This window comes from Desulforhabdus amnigena, assembly GCF_027925305.1.
Lineage (GTDB): Bacteria > Desulfobacterota > Syntrophobacteria > Syntrophobacterales > Syntrophobacteraceae > Desulforhabdus > Desulforhabdus amnigena.
Genome location: NZ_BSDR01000001.1, coordinates 4,415,635 through 4,429,333, shown reverse-complemented (window position 1 = coordinate 4,429,333; position 13,699 = coordinate 4,415,635). Strand labels below are relative to the sequence as shown.

10 protein-coding genes are annotated in these 13,699 nt (G+C 53.1%); 6 read left to right on the top strand and 4 right to left on the bottom strand.

Going from position 1 to position 13,699, the window contains the following annotated elements; all coding sequences use genetic code 11:
* Positions 1–3: 3 nt before the first annotated feature.
* The 4 genes from aspS to hisD all read left to right on the top strand — a co-directional run bounded on the left by aspS (position 4) and on the right by hisD (position 6,030).
* The gene (aspS, locus tag QMG16_RS18970) at positions 4–1,794 is read left to right on the top strand and encodes an aspartate--tRNA ligase (protein ID WP_373878759.1); all 1,791 of its coding nucleotides are present in this window, start codon (positions 4–6) and stop codon (positions 1,792–1,794) included.
* Between the two features lie 3 nt (positions 1,795–1,797).
* On the top strand, positions 1,798–3,627 hold the full coding sequence (locus QMG16_RS18965) for a triose-phosphate isomerase (protein WP_281796809.1): 1,830 nt from the start codon (positions 1,798–1,800) through the stop codon (positions 3,625–3,627).
* 323 nt (positions 3,628–3,950) lie between these two features.
* Complete coding sequence (locus QMG16_RS18960; RefSeq protein WP_281796807.1) at positions 3,951–4,724, top strand: septal ring lytic transglycosylase RlpA family protein; 774 nt, start codon at positions 3,951–3,953, stop codon at positions 4,722–4,724.
* Positions 4,725–4,728: 4 nt separating this feature from the next.
* Entirely contained in the window at positions 4,729–6,030 is a 1,302-nt protein-coding gene (hisD, locus tag QMG16_RS18955; RefSeq protein ID WP_373878758.1) for a histidinol dehydrogenase, read from the top strand.
* Between the two features lie 98 nt (positions 6,031–6,128).
* Here the strand turns inward: hisD and cutA are convergent, their stop codons facing one another.
* The gene (gene cutA / locus QMG16_RS18950; RefSeq protein WP_281796800.1) at positions 6,129–6,449 is read right to left on the bottom strand and encodes a divalent-cation tolerance protein CutA; all 321 of its coding nucleotides are present in this window, start codon (positions 6,447–6,449) and stop codon (positions 6,129–6,131) included.
* Positions 6,450–6,572: 123 nt separating this feature from the next.
* Between cutA and QMG16_RS18945 the strand changes: the two genes are divergently transcribed.
* Together QMG16_RS18945 and QMG16_RS18940 are read left to right on the top strand one after the other, a co-directional pair.
* On the top strand, positions 6,573–7,202 hold the full coding sequence (locus QMG16_RS18945; protein WP_281796798.1) for a hypothetical protein: 630 nt from the start codon (positions 6,573–6,575) through the stop codon (positions 7,200–7,202).
* Between the two features lie 72 nt (positions 7,203–7,274).
* A complete protein-coding gene (locus tag QMG16_RS18940) occupies positions 7,275–8,927 on the top strand; it encodes an acyl-CoA dehydrogenase family protein (protein WP_281796796.1) in 1,653 nt (550 codons plus the stop codon).
* 185 nt (positions 8,928–9,112) lie between these two features.
* Here the strand turns inward: QMG16_RS18940 and QMG16_RS18935 are convergent, their stop codons facing one another.
* The 3 genes from QMG16_RS18935 to QMG16_RS18925 form a co-directional block, all read right to left on the bottom strand.
* Positions 9,113–10,276 carry a protein-tyrosine phosphatase family protein gene (locus QMG16_RS18935; RefSeq protein ID WP_281796795.1) on the bottom strand — a complete coding sequence of 388 codons (1,164 nt, stop codon included), beginning with the start codon at positions 10,274–10,276 and terminating at the stop codon, positions 9,113–9,115.
* A 76-nt stretch (positions 10,277–10,352) separates the two neighbouring features.
* The gene (locus QMG16_RS18930) at positions 10,353–12,914 is read right to left on the bottom strand and encodes a PEP/pyruvate-binding domain-containing protein (RefSeq protein WP_281796793.1); all 2,562 of its coding nucleotides are present in this window, start codon (positions 12,912–12,914) and stop codon (positions 10,353–10,355) included.
* Positions 12,915–13,013: 99 nt separating this feature from the next.
* The gene (locus tag QMG16_RS18925) at positions 13,014–13,421 is read right to left on the bottom strand and encodes a response regulator (RefSeq protein WP_281796792.1); all 408 of its coding nucleotides are present in this window, start codon (positions 13,419–13,421) and stop codon (positions 13,014–13,016) included.
* Between the last annotated feature and the right edge of the window lie 278 nt (positions 13,422–13,699).

Below are 13,699 nucleotides of genomic sequence, written 5' to 3'. Positions count from 1 at the left end.
AAGATGTTGGACTCTCTGGGGGACTGGGAAAAGACGCACCACTGCAACAGCCTTGGTACGGAACATGTGGACCGGACCGTTATTCTCATGGGCTGGGTGCAGCGTCGCCGGGACCATGGCGGGCTTATTTTTGTGGACCTTCGGGACAAGGAAGGGATCACTCAGGTCGTATTCGATCCGCAGTACGACGCCATGGCGCACGAGCATGCGCATGTCCTCAGGAGTGAATACGTCATCGCCGTCAAGGGCAAAGTACGGAGACGTCCGGAAGGGATGACCAACCCCAAGCTTTTCACCGGTGAAATCGAAGTCATTACTTCGGAATTGAAAATACTCAACGCTTCCAAGACTCCACCCTTTCAAATCGAAGACGATCTCGACGCCAGTGAAAACATCCGGCTGCGCTACCGCTACCTCGATCTGCGCCGCCCCAAGATGTACCGCAATCTCTTCATGAGGCACAAGGCGGCGCAGGTGACGCGCAATTATTTCAGTGAAAAGGGGTTCATCGAGGTCGAGACCCCCGTGCTCACGAAAAGCACTCCCGAAGGGGCCCGCGATTATCTCGTTCCGAGCCGCGTCAATAGCGGAAAGTTCTACGCTCTCCCCCAATCGCCCCAAATCTTCAAGCAGCTCCTCATGGTTGCAGGGTTCGAGCGGTACTTCCAGATCGTCAAATGTTTCCGGGACGAAGATCTTCGGGCCGACCGCCAGCCCGAGTTCACTCAGCTCGATTTGGAAATGTCTTTCATTCGGGAAGAGAAAATCTATGAGCTCATGGAAGGCTGGATGGCCCTTCTCTTTCGGGAACTCCTGGGAGTGGAGCTGACCCTCCCCTTTCCACGCATGCCCTATTCCGAGGCCATGGATTTCTATGGAACGGATAGACCCGACACCCGATTTGGGTTACATTTGATCAATGTCACGGACATCATGGCGGCATCCGATGCGCGTGTTTTCAAGCAGGCCGTGGAACGGGGAGGAATGGTCAAGGCCATTCGCCTGCCGCAGGGGAGCACACTTTCCCGTAAAGATCTGGACGACCTGATTGAATTCGTAAAAATCTTCGGCGCTCAGGGAATGGCCTGGATCAAGATTCTGCCGGACGGATGGCAGTCCCCCATCGCCAAGTTCCTGCAGGAAGACGTCAGAGCGCAGCTGGTGGAACGGGCAAAACTTGAAACGGGCGACATCATTTTCTTTGTGGCGGATCAGAGCAAAATCGTTCACGACGCCTTGGGAAATCTTCGCGTGCGTTTGGCAAACCAGCTGGCCCTGGTCGATCCCGGGACATTTCATTTTGTCTGGGTCACGCATTTTCCCCTCATGGAATGGGATCATGAAGAAAAGCGGTACACCTCCGTTCACCACCCCTTCACCTCCCCCATGGAGGAGGACCTGGATCTCCTGGAGGAAGCGCCCGACAAAGTGCGGAGTCGCGCCTACGACCTGGTTCTCAACGGAACGGAAATCGGCGGCGGAAGTATTCGAATCCATCAGCAGGACATCCAGGAACGGATATTCAATGTTCTGGGAATTTCCAAAGAGGAGGCCGAGGAAAAATTCGGTTTTCTCCTGGAGGCCCTGCAGTATGGTGCTCCCCCGCACGGTGGAATCGCTTTCGGGATCGACCGCCTCATCATGCTCCTCAGCGGAAGCAGTTCCATTCGGGATGTGATCGCGTTCCCGAAAACACAGAAAGCCACATGCCTCATGAGTGGGGCGCCTTCAGAAGCGGATATCAGACAGCTTCTGGAACTTTGCATCAAGGTGGAAAGCCAACAAAGGAGCTGAACCATGGCTCGGTGGAACAGTAAAAAGCGGGTTTTAGAGCATGAACATTCCAAGTTCTGGCAGTACAGGCTGGTGGATGTTCAGGAACCGAACCTCATGCGGGAAATCTTCCCCTATGAAGAGGTTCCGCACATCGATTTCGACCACATGCTGCTCTCCATTGATCCGGCGGAAGACATCTTCATCACGGATACGACTTTCCGTGACGGTCAGCAGGCGCGTCCGCCCTATACGGTCAAACAGATCGAAGCGATTTTTGACCTGCTCCACCGCCTCTCGGGGCCCAACGGAGTCATCCGCCAGTCGGAATTTTTTCTCTACACCGAAAAGGACCGCGAAGCCCTGGAACTCTGCCTTTCCAAGGGCTACCAGTACCCGGGCATTACAGGGTGGATTCGGGCCGTCGAAGAAGATCTCCAACTCGTAGCCGACTGTGGTCTCAAGGAAACGGGAATCCTCACATCCGTTTCCGACTATCACATCTTCCTGAAGCTGAACCTCGACCGCAAGACGGCCATGAAAAAGTATCTCAACATTGCACGGGCGGCGTTGGACAAGGGGATCGCTCCCCGGTGCCATTTTGAGGACATCACACGGGCCGATATCTACGGTTTCTGCGTCCCCTTCGCCATAGAACTCATGCGGTTGGCGGAAGAAAGCGGAATTCCCATCAAGATCCGGCTCTGCGATACACTTGGATTCGGCATCACCTATCCCGGCGCAGCCCTTCCCCGAAGTGTGCCCAGGCTCATCAGGACCTTCATCGACGATGCCGGTGTTCCCGGAAGCCTGCTGGAATGGCATGGGCACAACGATTTCCATAAGGTGCTCATCAACGCCGCCACCGCATGGCTCTATGGATGCGCCGGCGCCAACGGAACCCTGCTCGGCTTCGGTGAACGCACGGGCAACGCTCCCATCGAAGGCCTCCTCATAGAATACATCGGCCTCAGAGGATCCGCCAACGGCGTCGACACCACAGCCATCTCGGACATGGCTCAATACTTCCAGTCGGAACTCGGCTACCGCATTCCACCCAACTATCCTTTTGCGGGCGAGGAGTTCAACGCCACGCGGGCAGGGATTCACGCCGACGGTCTTGTGAAGCACGAAGAAATCTACAATATTTTTGACACTCAAAAACTTCTCAAGAGGCCCATCAGCATCATCATCACGGACAAATCGGGGGTTGCCAGCGTCGCTTACTGGGTCAACACCCGGCTTCACCTGGAAGGCGAGCGGCGCCTGGACAAACGGCATCCAGGAATCGTGAAGATCTACAAACGGGTCATGCGCGAATACGACCAGGGCCGGAATACCTCCATCTCCACGGAGGAGCTCGAACGCTGGGCCCGCAGGTATCTGCCCGAATTCTTCGTGAGCGAATTCGACCGGCTGAAGCAGAAGGCCTACACCCTGGCCGCCCACCTGGTGGAGGAAGTGGTGGAAAACGAGTCCATAAAGAGCATGGATCCGGCTCGCCAGGAACCTATCCTGCAGACGCTTCTGGACCTCAATCCGTTCATTCAGTACATATACATAACGGACCGGGAGGGTCTCAAAACCACGCGCAATATCACACACATCGTGGACAAGTCCAAATATGAGAGCGCCAAAGTCGGCGAAGACCTCTCCGACCGCCCCTGGTTCATAGAACCCATGAAGGACGGCAAAGTCCATGTGACGGATTTTTATACATCCCGTTATACGGGAGCTCTTTGCATCACGGTGTCCGCCCCCATTACCAGTGAAACCGAGGAAATCGTGGGAATCCTCGGAATCGATATCCGTTTTGAAGATCTGGCAAAGATGGAGGAAGACGAATCTGCGTAGAGCCTATCCGAAAACCTACCTCGGCAGCGGACACCCCCCTTTAATTCCCCCCTCGAGGGGGGACCACGCGGGGTGTCGCAAAGTCCACAGGTGGTTTCTGGATAGGTTCTTACACGGTCAGAAGGCGGATGGCACCCCCTTCAGTGGTCGGCATGTTTACATGCGGCACATAAATTGACATTGCCAGGTTTCATCTGAACCACGGAGAGACGGAGAACACGGAGATTTCATTTAAGGGTCTTTCTTTGTATCTCCGTGGTCGATGTGACAGTGTCACAATACATAAGGAGCAGGAAAAGAACTCTCAGGAGCGAGGTATCTCTGTGGAAACTCCCTGCAAGAGACACGGCTGGATCTGGTTGTTTTTAATGCTTTTCATGGCGAGTTGCGCCGAACGCCCCCCCGCCCCTCCCGCCCCTTACCCCGGTTCAACCATTCGCACTCAGAGGCCGTATCAAATCAAAGGCATCTGGTACTATCCCATCCCCTCCGCCGAAGGATATGTTGAGGATGGAATCGCCAGCTGGTATGGAAGCGACTTTCACGGAAAGCCGACCTCCTGCGGCGAAACATATGACATGAACGCCATGACCGCCGCCCACAAGACACTTCCTCTAGGAACCTATGTGAAAGTGACTCATCTTGACACGAATCGTTCCATCATCGTCCGCGTCAACGATCGCGGTCCTTTTGTGGCGGGGCGGATCATCGATCTATCCTGCAGGGCGGCGCAGGAATTGGGCACGGCTCAAAAAGGCCTCGCCAGGGTTCGAGTGGAAGCCGTTCAGGTCGCGGCGGAAGAACATATGGGGCAGAACACCTATTGGAAGGTGAACCCGATGCCTTCCCTGAGGTACGGGAATTTCATGATCCAGATCGGCGCCTTTCGTGAACAGGCCAATGCTTACCGCCTGAGAGAAAAAATGGTCAAGGGGGGCCAGGAAATTCAAGTCTATCCCTACAACGATGGAGGCGACCAGTACTACCGCGTACAGGTCGGCGTTTATAAAGATCTCGTCCTGGCCCGGCGAGAAATGGAACGTTTACGTCAATCCGGCTTTAATGATGCCTTCGTAGTGGCAATGGAGGACAAATAGCGTGTTGAAGGCGATCCCGTATCCCTCACAGGAAGCAGAGGAAAAACTGGCGCACATTGCAACCCGTAAAATGGGCGCGGATCCTTCCCTGGAAAAAAGGGTTTTCGAAATTCTGGAAACGGTAAAGCGTGAGGGCGATGCCGCCGTTATCCGCTTCACCCGCCAGTTTGATGCTCCCAGTCTGGGAGAGGACCGGCTTACGGTGCGTGAAGAAGAAATCCGTGCCGCTTATGACGAAGTGGACACAAACTTCCTGGATATTCTTCGAACGGCCATCGCCAATATCGAAGCATTTCACCGGCAGCAGCTGCATCCCTCACACTTCATGACAAAGCCCGACGGAACATTCATGGGGCAGATGGTGCGCCCCGTTTCGGCCGCCGGATTGTATATTCCCGGAGGCAAAGGCGGCGAAACTCCCCTCATTTCCTCTGTTCTCATGAACGGTATTCCCGCCCGCCTTGCGGGCGTCAAGGACCTCGCTCTCGCCACACCTCCCAGAAAGGATGGAACCATCAACCCTTACCTGCTCGTCGCAGCGAAGGAAGTAGGGGTAACGCGCATCCACAAAATGGGCAGTGCCTGGGGCATTGCGGCCCTGGCCTACGGAACGGCGTCGGTGCAGCGGGTGGATGTCGTGGTGGGACCGGGAAACATTTATGTGGCTCTTGCAAAGAAACTGGTTTCAGGAGAGGTCGGAATCGACCTGCTGGCAGGTCCGAGCGAGATCCTGGTGATCGCCGACGCACATGCCCGACCCGACTATATCGCCGCAGACCTCCTGAGCCAGGCGGAGCACGATCCGCTCGCCAGCGCTGTGCTGATTTCAACAGACAGGGCACTGGCGGAAAAGGTGACGGATTCAGTGAGGGATCAGTTGAAGCGGTTGCCGCGATGCGATATTGCGACGGAAGCGCTGGAACGCTACGGAGCCCTTTTTCTCGTAAAAGACGTGGAGGACGCCATTCGACTTTCAAACCGCATTGCGCCGGAACATCTGGAACTCCAACTTCGAGATCCTTGGTCTCACCTCGGCAAAATCGAGCATGCGGGCGCAGTCTTTCTGGGAGACGCTACGCCGGAGGCTGTGGGAGATTATTTTGCCGGACCGAACCACGTTTTGCCAACCGCAGGAACGGCCCGCTTCGCTTCAGCTCTTGGAGTGGAAAACTTCCTGAAGCGTACGAGTGTCATTTCCTATTCCAAAACGGCCCTCGAACGGGATGGACGGGCCATTATCAGAATGGCTGAACTGGAAGGACTGGGAGCTCATGCCGCTTCCGTGCGCATTCGATTGGAAGGCTAAAAGAGTTTCATCACCCTGCATGGCATGTTTTGAATTCCTCCTTAGAAGGGGAATGTTTTGAGAATCACGCCCTTTGGGCACCGGACTTCGTTTACCCCTCATGACCTCGTGTTTTCCTCAACCCAATGGAGATAGTCGGGAAGTCCTTGCGTCAGGGGAACGGCAATGATTTCGGGGACTTCATAGCTGTGGAGTTCCAGGATGCGGTTCTGGAGGGCAGTGAAGAGTGAGGAACGGGTTTTCATAACCAGAAGGAATTCCTCGTCGCTGCAGACCTCCCCTTTCCACCGGTACACAGAACGAATGCGGGGAACGATATTGACACAGGCAACCCATCTTTCTTCCACCAGAACTTGTGCAATCTTAGAGGCCTCGTTCTCATTGCCCACAGTTACGAAGATTACTGAAAAGTCTGTCATAGCGTCTTCATCCTCCGAGGTTCAAAGGGTACACACAGCCCATGGAGCCGGGGACAGTTCTCTATGCTCGCCATTTCATTTTATCCGCGGTTATTTTGAAATCAAGGAGATGGATCGTTTGCCATGAATCTGCAGCAAGTGAGTGCATACAACCGGGATCAGTGGAATAGTTTTTTGGCCATTTTGAAGGGCTGTGAAACGCTCCCCTCCGACAGGATTGAAGAACTGAGAGGAACCTTTCAATCCTATTTGCAGTTTCGCAGGGAACTGGATGCATTTCAGACGCAGTATTTTGAGCCCATCTGCCGGCCAGACTGCTTTGAAACGAAACTCAGCGCCTGCTGCGGATTTGAAAGCATCTTTACTTTCTTTGCAGACCAGGTCATCACCTTCCTCCTCTCCACTCCAGAGGAAATGCGCTCTATTTTCGAAATCCTGCAGCAGCCCAATAAAACGGGCAGATGCGTCTATCTCGGGGAAGAGGGCTGCCGCTGGAGAGTCCGCCCCATCTCGTGCGCCATGTTTTTATGCGATCAAGCCAAAAAGAGAGTATTTGAAACCTTTCCGGAATCAGAGGTACAGTGGAAAGAGTTTCAGCGTAGAGAAAAAGAATACACCTGGCCCACGCAACCCGTGCTCTTCGACGATGTGGAAAAATACTTCTTGAAGTTAAAAGTCGATTCGCCTCATATGTATTTTCATAAGAGCCCCGGTTTGCTCCGTTTGAAGACAAAATCGGGGCTGTGCGATTGATCTGCAGCGGCCGGAACTATCTGTCTCTGGAATCACAAAAAACGTCCGGAGAGAGGGTCGGAAAGGATGCGGATGCAGGCAGCAACCTTCATGGACAGAATCTACCAGGGAACCCTGGATAAAGAGATCTTCAATTCCTTTCGAGCTCCCCGAAACCTCGAGAAAATCCAGGGAGTCGTCCATGCATACCTGGAAATGCTCAAGGAGTTCGATCCCCGGAGTATAGAGGAAGCGGGAAGAATCCCGGCCAAAATGCTGGAAATGATGAAGGAGAGCGGTTTCTTCGGTCTCTCCATTCCCGAAATGTATGGGGGGCTCGGATTCAACGGCTGGGAATATCTGAAAACCATCGAGGAACTGGTTCGCCGCGACATCTCAGTAGTGCTGGCATCCATCGCCCATCTCTCCATAGGGGTGAAAGGAATTCTGCTTTTTGGAAACGAATCCCAGAAGCAAAAATATCTTGTCCCTGCAGCTTCCGGAGACATGATCTTCTCTTACGCACTCACTGAACCACGAGTCGGATCGGATGCACAGCACATCGAAACGAGGGCCGAGCTTTCGGAAGATGGGAGCCATTACATTCTCAACGGACAGAAGACCTACATCACCAATGCCAACTATGCCGGGGGGCTCACCGTATTCGCTCAAATGGATCCTCGAAAACCGGGATTCATGGGGGCCTTCATCGTGGAAACCGCGTGGGAAGGGGTAAAAATCGGCAGGGATATGCCCAAGATGGGACTCAAAGCCAGCTCCACTGCGGCCATTCAATTCAAGAACGTGCACGTGCCCGTTGAAAATCTGCTGGGAAAACCCGGCGACGGTTTCAAGATCGCCATGACCATCCTCAATTATGGGAGGCTCGGCCTGGGAGCGGCTTCTCTCGGCATGATACGGCAATCTCTCGAGGATATGACGAAACGCGCTTCCAGCCGCATTCAATTCGGCGTTCCCATCCGGAGTTTTCCCCTGGTGCAGGAAAAGCTGGTGAAAGCCAAAGTCTACAGCCTGGTCATCTCGTCCATGAACGACTTTATTACGGGAATTCTGGAAAAAGACCCCTTAGCCAACGTGGCCGTTGAAACCTCTCACTGCAAGCTCTTTGGAACCACACGGGCCTGGGACGTCCTCTACGATGCCCTTCAAGTGGCCGGCGGGTCCGGCTACATCACTTCCAATCCCTATGAAAAGCGCATGCGGGACTTTCGTGTCGCCACCGTTTTTGAGGGAACCACGGAAATCCATTCCATTTATCCCCCCCTTTTCATGATCCGCAAGCTGGAGGGCCGAATGGGAACACTGAAAGGCAACAAGGTTAGGAAACTCCTGTTCCTCATGGACAGACTCCTCAGGAAGATGGAATGGCCCCTCGAGTTCGAGGAAGGAGTCATGCGGAAGGCCGCCGGATTTGCGAGAAAAAACGCCGCGTCCCTCAGACGGATGCTTTTCGCGGCAATGCTCATCCATGGGAAGAAGATCCCTCAAAAAGAGTTCCTCCTGCGAAGAATCACCGCACTCAGCCTCTATCTCTTTGGAATCCTGGCGGTACTCTCCAAATTTTCCACGGCGCAAAAAGCGGGAGCACTCAAAAAGGAAGACCTCCACCTGCTTGACTATTTCCTGGAAGAAGCCAGAGAGGTGCGCAGAGAAAACAGGAGGATCTTCTCTTCCCCGAAAGAAAAAGCCCATGAACGGGTATTTCTTGATATTTTCAATACATAAAAGAAACAACCGTTGGCTCGCCAAAGGCTGCCGTCAGGACTCAGGGAGTGAGTCGCTCTTGAAATCCCCATTTACCAGGGAGGTACAGAGATCACGGAAGAATCCCATAAAAATTCCAAAATCTTCTCCGTGTCCTCCGTGTCTCCGTGGTGAATAAAGGGGGATATTAGAATCCGCCAAATCCCTCAGGAACTGCCCTTGCCCCCCATTCCGGCCAGAAGGGAGAAATAATCCCCCACAAATTTTCCCGAAACCACTTGAGTGATCGGAAAAAGGAAGCTCTTACCCTCCAGAAAGGTATCATTCAAGGCATGAAAAAGCTGCCCGGAAATTTCATAAAGCAATCTGTTGGCATGATCCAGGTCAAAAGGGACAGGCTGACGGTTTTCGGGCAAGTCTTTCCAAATGCCGTTTTGATGCTTTCCCTGGTAGATGAGCGGGATTCCATAGGCCCGGCAGGCAATGGGGCGGTAAGAAAAGGCGATGCATTTGCCATCCACACTGAGGGGACACCGGTAAGCTGTTTCTCCACACCATTTCTTGCTCATTTCGCACAATGTTTCGGGGGAATCGTAGGAAGGAATCAAGATCCCGACTTCCAGGGGGGGTTTTTTCAAAAGGACCCGGCTGGCGGTCACCGCCCGATCGATGGCCGCCATGCGGTTTTCATGAGTCAGATTCTTGTCGAGGTAGTACTTCAAGTACGTGGCCTCGATGAATTGAAGGTGGAGGTATCTCCCGCAGCATGCATCCGTTTCCCGGCCACAGCGGGGGATTGGGCCGCAAGTGGACGATATACCGTGAACAGCGCCTTCCAAGGCAGTCACAATGTCTTCATACGCTTTAAAGAACGGAGAGAGATCCACCAGGTGGGTTGCTTCCAGCGAGGGTTCACGGATGGTGAGCTTGCCTGAACGCTTTCCGTATTTGCGAAGGAGCCACCACTGTGTGAAGCTGCTGGGAGCTGAACGAAAATTTTTGAGCCTCTTTCCCGCAAGTTTCAGCCCGAATCCCCGGCGGAGCAGGTAGGAAGTCACGAAGGTGCCTGTCCTGCCGATCCCAAACCTGCAATGAACCAACACTTTCTTGCCGAGGTAGATGGCCTCGTCCAACCAGGCCAGCGCCTTTTCCATTTCTTCCAGGGGAGGAGCATTTTCATCGGCTATAGGAAGATAATAGACCTCGAAGCCGTAGCTTGATTCGATTTCGTGCAGATCGCAAAATTCCCCGCACAAGTTGACGATAGCGCTGATCCCTTGCTCCTTTATGGATTCCAGTTCCTCGTAGGACATGGGCGCATGCGACACGGCCAGTTGATCCGTAATCCAGTTGATTTTATGTACAGTCATATATGCTCTATGCGGATAAAATTAAGACTCGTGCAAAAGTGCAATCATCAACCATTGCGTAATAACCGGATCTCTATTATGGATGGCTTTCAACAGGTCGAACACCATTTGAAAGGAACTCATCCACAAGCTCTTCCACTTCCTCCCGCCCCTTCAAACGAATGTCCAGAAGACGCGTGAAACCAAACATTCTGCCTGCCATCTCCAGGAAGACTTCAGATTCTTCAGAAGACAGCTTCTTCACTTGAGCGGTTATCATATCTCCTTCGGGGTGCACTTCAAAGCCATAATGTTCCAAAACGCGCGAAAGAAAAAGCACCCTGAGCGTCCGTCCCTCATAGTCCCCTCCCCCCCCTTCGAAATGGAGGGAAACGTAGTTTTCTCTTGGATTGAGACCGCATAGAGTATCGAGCACCACAAAATGGTAGCCGAAGCGAATATTCATATTGAGATAATCCCGGGCGATCAGAGCGAAACTCGAGAGAAACTGGGATTCCATGCTGAAAATTCCACCGCTCACCCGGTCGAATTCCTGCCAATCCAGATGGCGCAATCCAGAGGCCCACTCTATGCTGGGATGGGAAAGTCCTCTCCAGAGCGCCTTCAAAGGCCGGTTGGCTATATCCTGCAGAGCGACCTTTTTCTTAAAGTGGGCGCTGGGGTGCAGCCCTTCTCCCAGATCGAGAACGTAGACCGCGATGGGAATGTCCGTCAAAAGCTTCTTGGCCCCCCTCACACTCCTCTGATGCCTGTCCGCCCCAATGGAAAACATTTCCTCCACCGCCTTTTCATGAATGAAGCGCAGAGCATCGTGGACTGTCTTGCAGTGTTCGGGAGAAAAATTTTCATTCTGCGGGTCCGTCAAGTTCAAGGGGGATATCCAATCGAGCACTCTGCGCAAGCGTCTTCTGAAGGGGGTTTCCTGCGGAGACCCTCGAAGATCGCAGGTCAAAGGGAGCAGATCTTGAGCAACCCCGGCATAAACACGTCCTCCGTCGGCATCTACCGTTACGGTTTCCCCATCCTTCAGGACCTGCGTAGCTATTTCCGTATTCACAAGGAGAGGAATCCCCCACTCCCTTGCGACAGAAGCGAAATGCCCTGCAATGGACCCCACGTCGGTCACCACAGCACTCAATCGTTCTATGATTTGTGTAAATTTCGGCGAAGTGACCGGAGCCACCAGCACGGCACCTCTTGGAATGTCTTTTAAATCCATTTTCGATGTAGTTTTTACCACCTTGCCCGCCCCCACCCCCGCAGAGGCCTTTTCTCCGGCGGCGAGAAGAACGGCATTGGGAACAGCCGTCTCTTTTTTCTTGCGGGACTCCTGAAGCGATTGCTCCATTCCAAGAGGGCGGGACTGCAGTATGTAAAGGTTTCCTTTTCGGTCCTTGCACCATTCAACATCCTGGGGGGATCCAAAGTGAGCTTCCAGTTGCACTCCCCACCGTGCGAGCTGCCTTGCACTTTCCTCGTCCAGGGAAAGCCGGCCGCGTTCCCCTTCATCCAGGGAAACCGTTTCGATCCCTTTTTCAACGTGCAAAACAGCCTTGAATTCCTTGGACGCCTGCCTTGAATTCAAGAGCGGGAAATCGCCTTCACGGGAAACTTCCAGCAGATCCGGAGCGACAATTCCTTTGACAAGCAATTCCCCCAGGCCCCAAATGGAATAGATGCGCACCGTTTCGGAAACTGAAGAGAGAGGATCCGCGGAATATAAAATCCCGCCGGCTTCGACATCCACCATTTCCAAAACAAGCACGGCCATCGGGGTTTCCTGGTCCAGAAGGCCGTTCCGGATGCGGTAGTAAAGAGCCATGGGTGAGTACTTGCTGGCAATCACTTTCTTATAGGCCGAACACAACTGTTCCCGGGTTACATTGAGGACCGTCCGGTACTGGCCGGCAAAAGAGAGGGCGGCATCCTCTCCGACGGCGCTGCTTCTCATGGAAACGGTGGGAGCGTGGTCTTCGGTTTGGAAAAGATCGTCGTACCCTTTCAAAAGTATCTCTTCGATTTCCGGAGGCACCGACGCATTCATGAAACGGGAGACAAGTTCCCTGGAGGTTGCCTCCAGGGACGAGGGGGAATGGATGTCCAGATCGGCCAGGGCGTCCAGAATTGTCGGACCCAAGTTATTGAAGTCACAAAAATAATGAAAAGCACTGGAGGTGACCGCAAAACCTCTTGGCACCGGTATGCCCAGTTCACGATGAATGACAGCGAGATGGGCGGCCTTTCCACCCACTTTCTCCGCATCTTCGGGTCCTATTTCTTGATAGGTCAAAGCAAAAGGTGGTGAGGCGGCCTTTTGGTCCACTGTCAGAAGATCACAGATGTTGGAGGAAATGGAGAGAAAGATTTCCTGCAAAATGTTGTAGGTTCGGGGAGCCATGACGATCAGATTTTCGATCATTTTCGACACGGCATGGGTGAGCCTCCGGCAACTCTTTTTCACTGCACAGAAGTCGACGGCTTCACCATTGTGATAAAAACCTTCCAGAACCGCCATTTCCCTGTGGGCGACCCGGTCGAATTCCAATAGAGACTTGAAGGCTCCGTACTTCCTGCGCAGCAAAGCGCCAGGAGTAAAAATCCTGTAAGCCATCAATTTCAAGAAGCTATAAAAGGACATCGCATCGCTTTCCGTGTAAATACCCATACGCCACGACAGAAGTCATCATCCTGTCCGGAGTCTCTTGAATTCCCCCTTTGAAGAGGACAAGGAATATCGTTACTCTTCCAAATCCTCCTTTTGGGCGTCGTCATCCATTTTTTGACCGGTGGATTCCAAAATCCGTTCAACCTTCTGTTCAAGCTCGTCTGTCTCGAGAGGCTTCACGCAGTACTCATCCACCCCAAGTTTCAAGGCCGCTCTGGCCGTTTCCAAGGTGGGGTAACCGGTAAGCATCATGGCATGGATGTGAGGATCCATCTTCTTGAGCTCTTCCAAGACTTCAATGCCAGTCATTTTTTTCAGTTTGATATCCAGTATGGCCAGATCCACAGGATGCGACCGAACAAAGGAAATGGCCTCTTCCTCTTCCGTAAAGGCAAATACTTCATGCCCTTTACCCTTAAGGATCTTTCGTATCAAAATACCTACATCCGCAATATCGTCCAAAACCAAAATCTTTGCCATGACGGTGGCTCCTCCGCACCAAAATGAGAATCGAATGCTCTTAGAGCCTATCCGAAAACCTACCTCGCAGCGGACACCCCCCTTGGTCCCCCCCTTGAGGGGGGAATTAAAGGGGGGTGTCGCAAAGTCCACAGGTGGTTTCCGGATAGGTTCTTAATGCGACATTGTCACATTAACCACGGAGACACAGAGGGCACGGAGAAAAACCTTCAAATGAAATTTCTATGTGCTCCGTATCTGCGCGGTTTAGATGAAATCCGACCCTGTCGAGTTAAGAA

Coding starts and splice junctions, on each gene's coding strand:
- QMG16_RS18940 (WP_281796796.1), top strand. CDS start 7,275: ATGCAGGCAGCAACCTTCATGGACAGAATCTACCAGGGAACCCTGGAT.
- QMG16_RS18930 (WP_281796793.1), bottom strand. CDS start 12,914: ATGTCCTTTTATAGCTTCTTGAAATTGATGGCTTACAGGATTTTTACT.
- QMG16_RS18935 (WP_281796795.1), bottom strand. CDS start 10,276: ATGACTGTACATAAAATCAACTGGATTACGGATCAACTGGCCGTGTCG.
- QMG16_RS18925 (WP_281796792.1), bottom strand. CDS start 13,421: ATGGCAAAGATTTTGGTTTTGGACGATATTGCGGATGTAGGTATTTTG.
- cutA (WP_281796800.1), bottom strand. CDS start 6,449: ATGACAGACTTTTCAGTAATCTTCGTAACTGTGGGCAATGAGAACGAG.
- QMG16_RS18945 (WP_281796798.1), top strand. CDS start 6,573: ATGAATCTGCAGCAAGTGAGTGCATACAACCGGGATCAGTGGAATAGT.
- QMG16_RS18965 (WP_281796809.1), top strand. CDS start 1,798: ATGGCTCGGTGGAACAGTAAAAAGCGGGTTTTAGAGCATGAACATTCC.
- aspS (WP_373878759.1), top strand. CDS start 4: ATGTTGGACTCTCTGGGGGACTGGGAAAAGACGCACCACTGCAACAGC.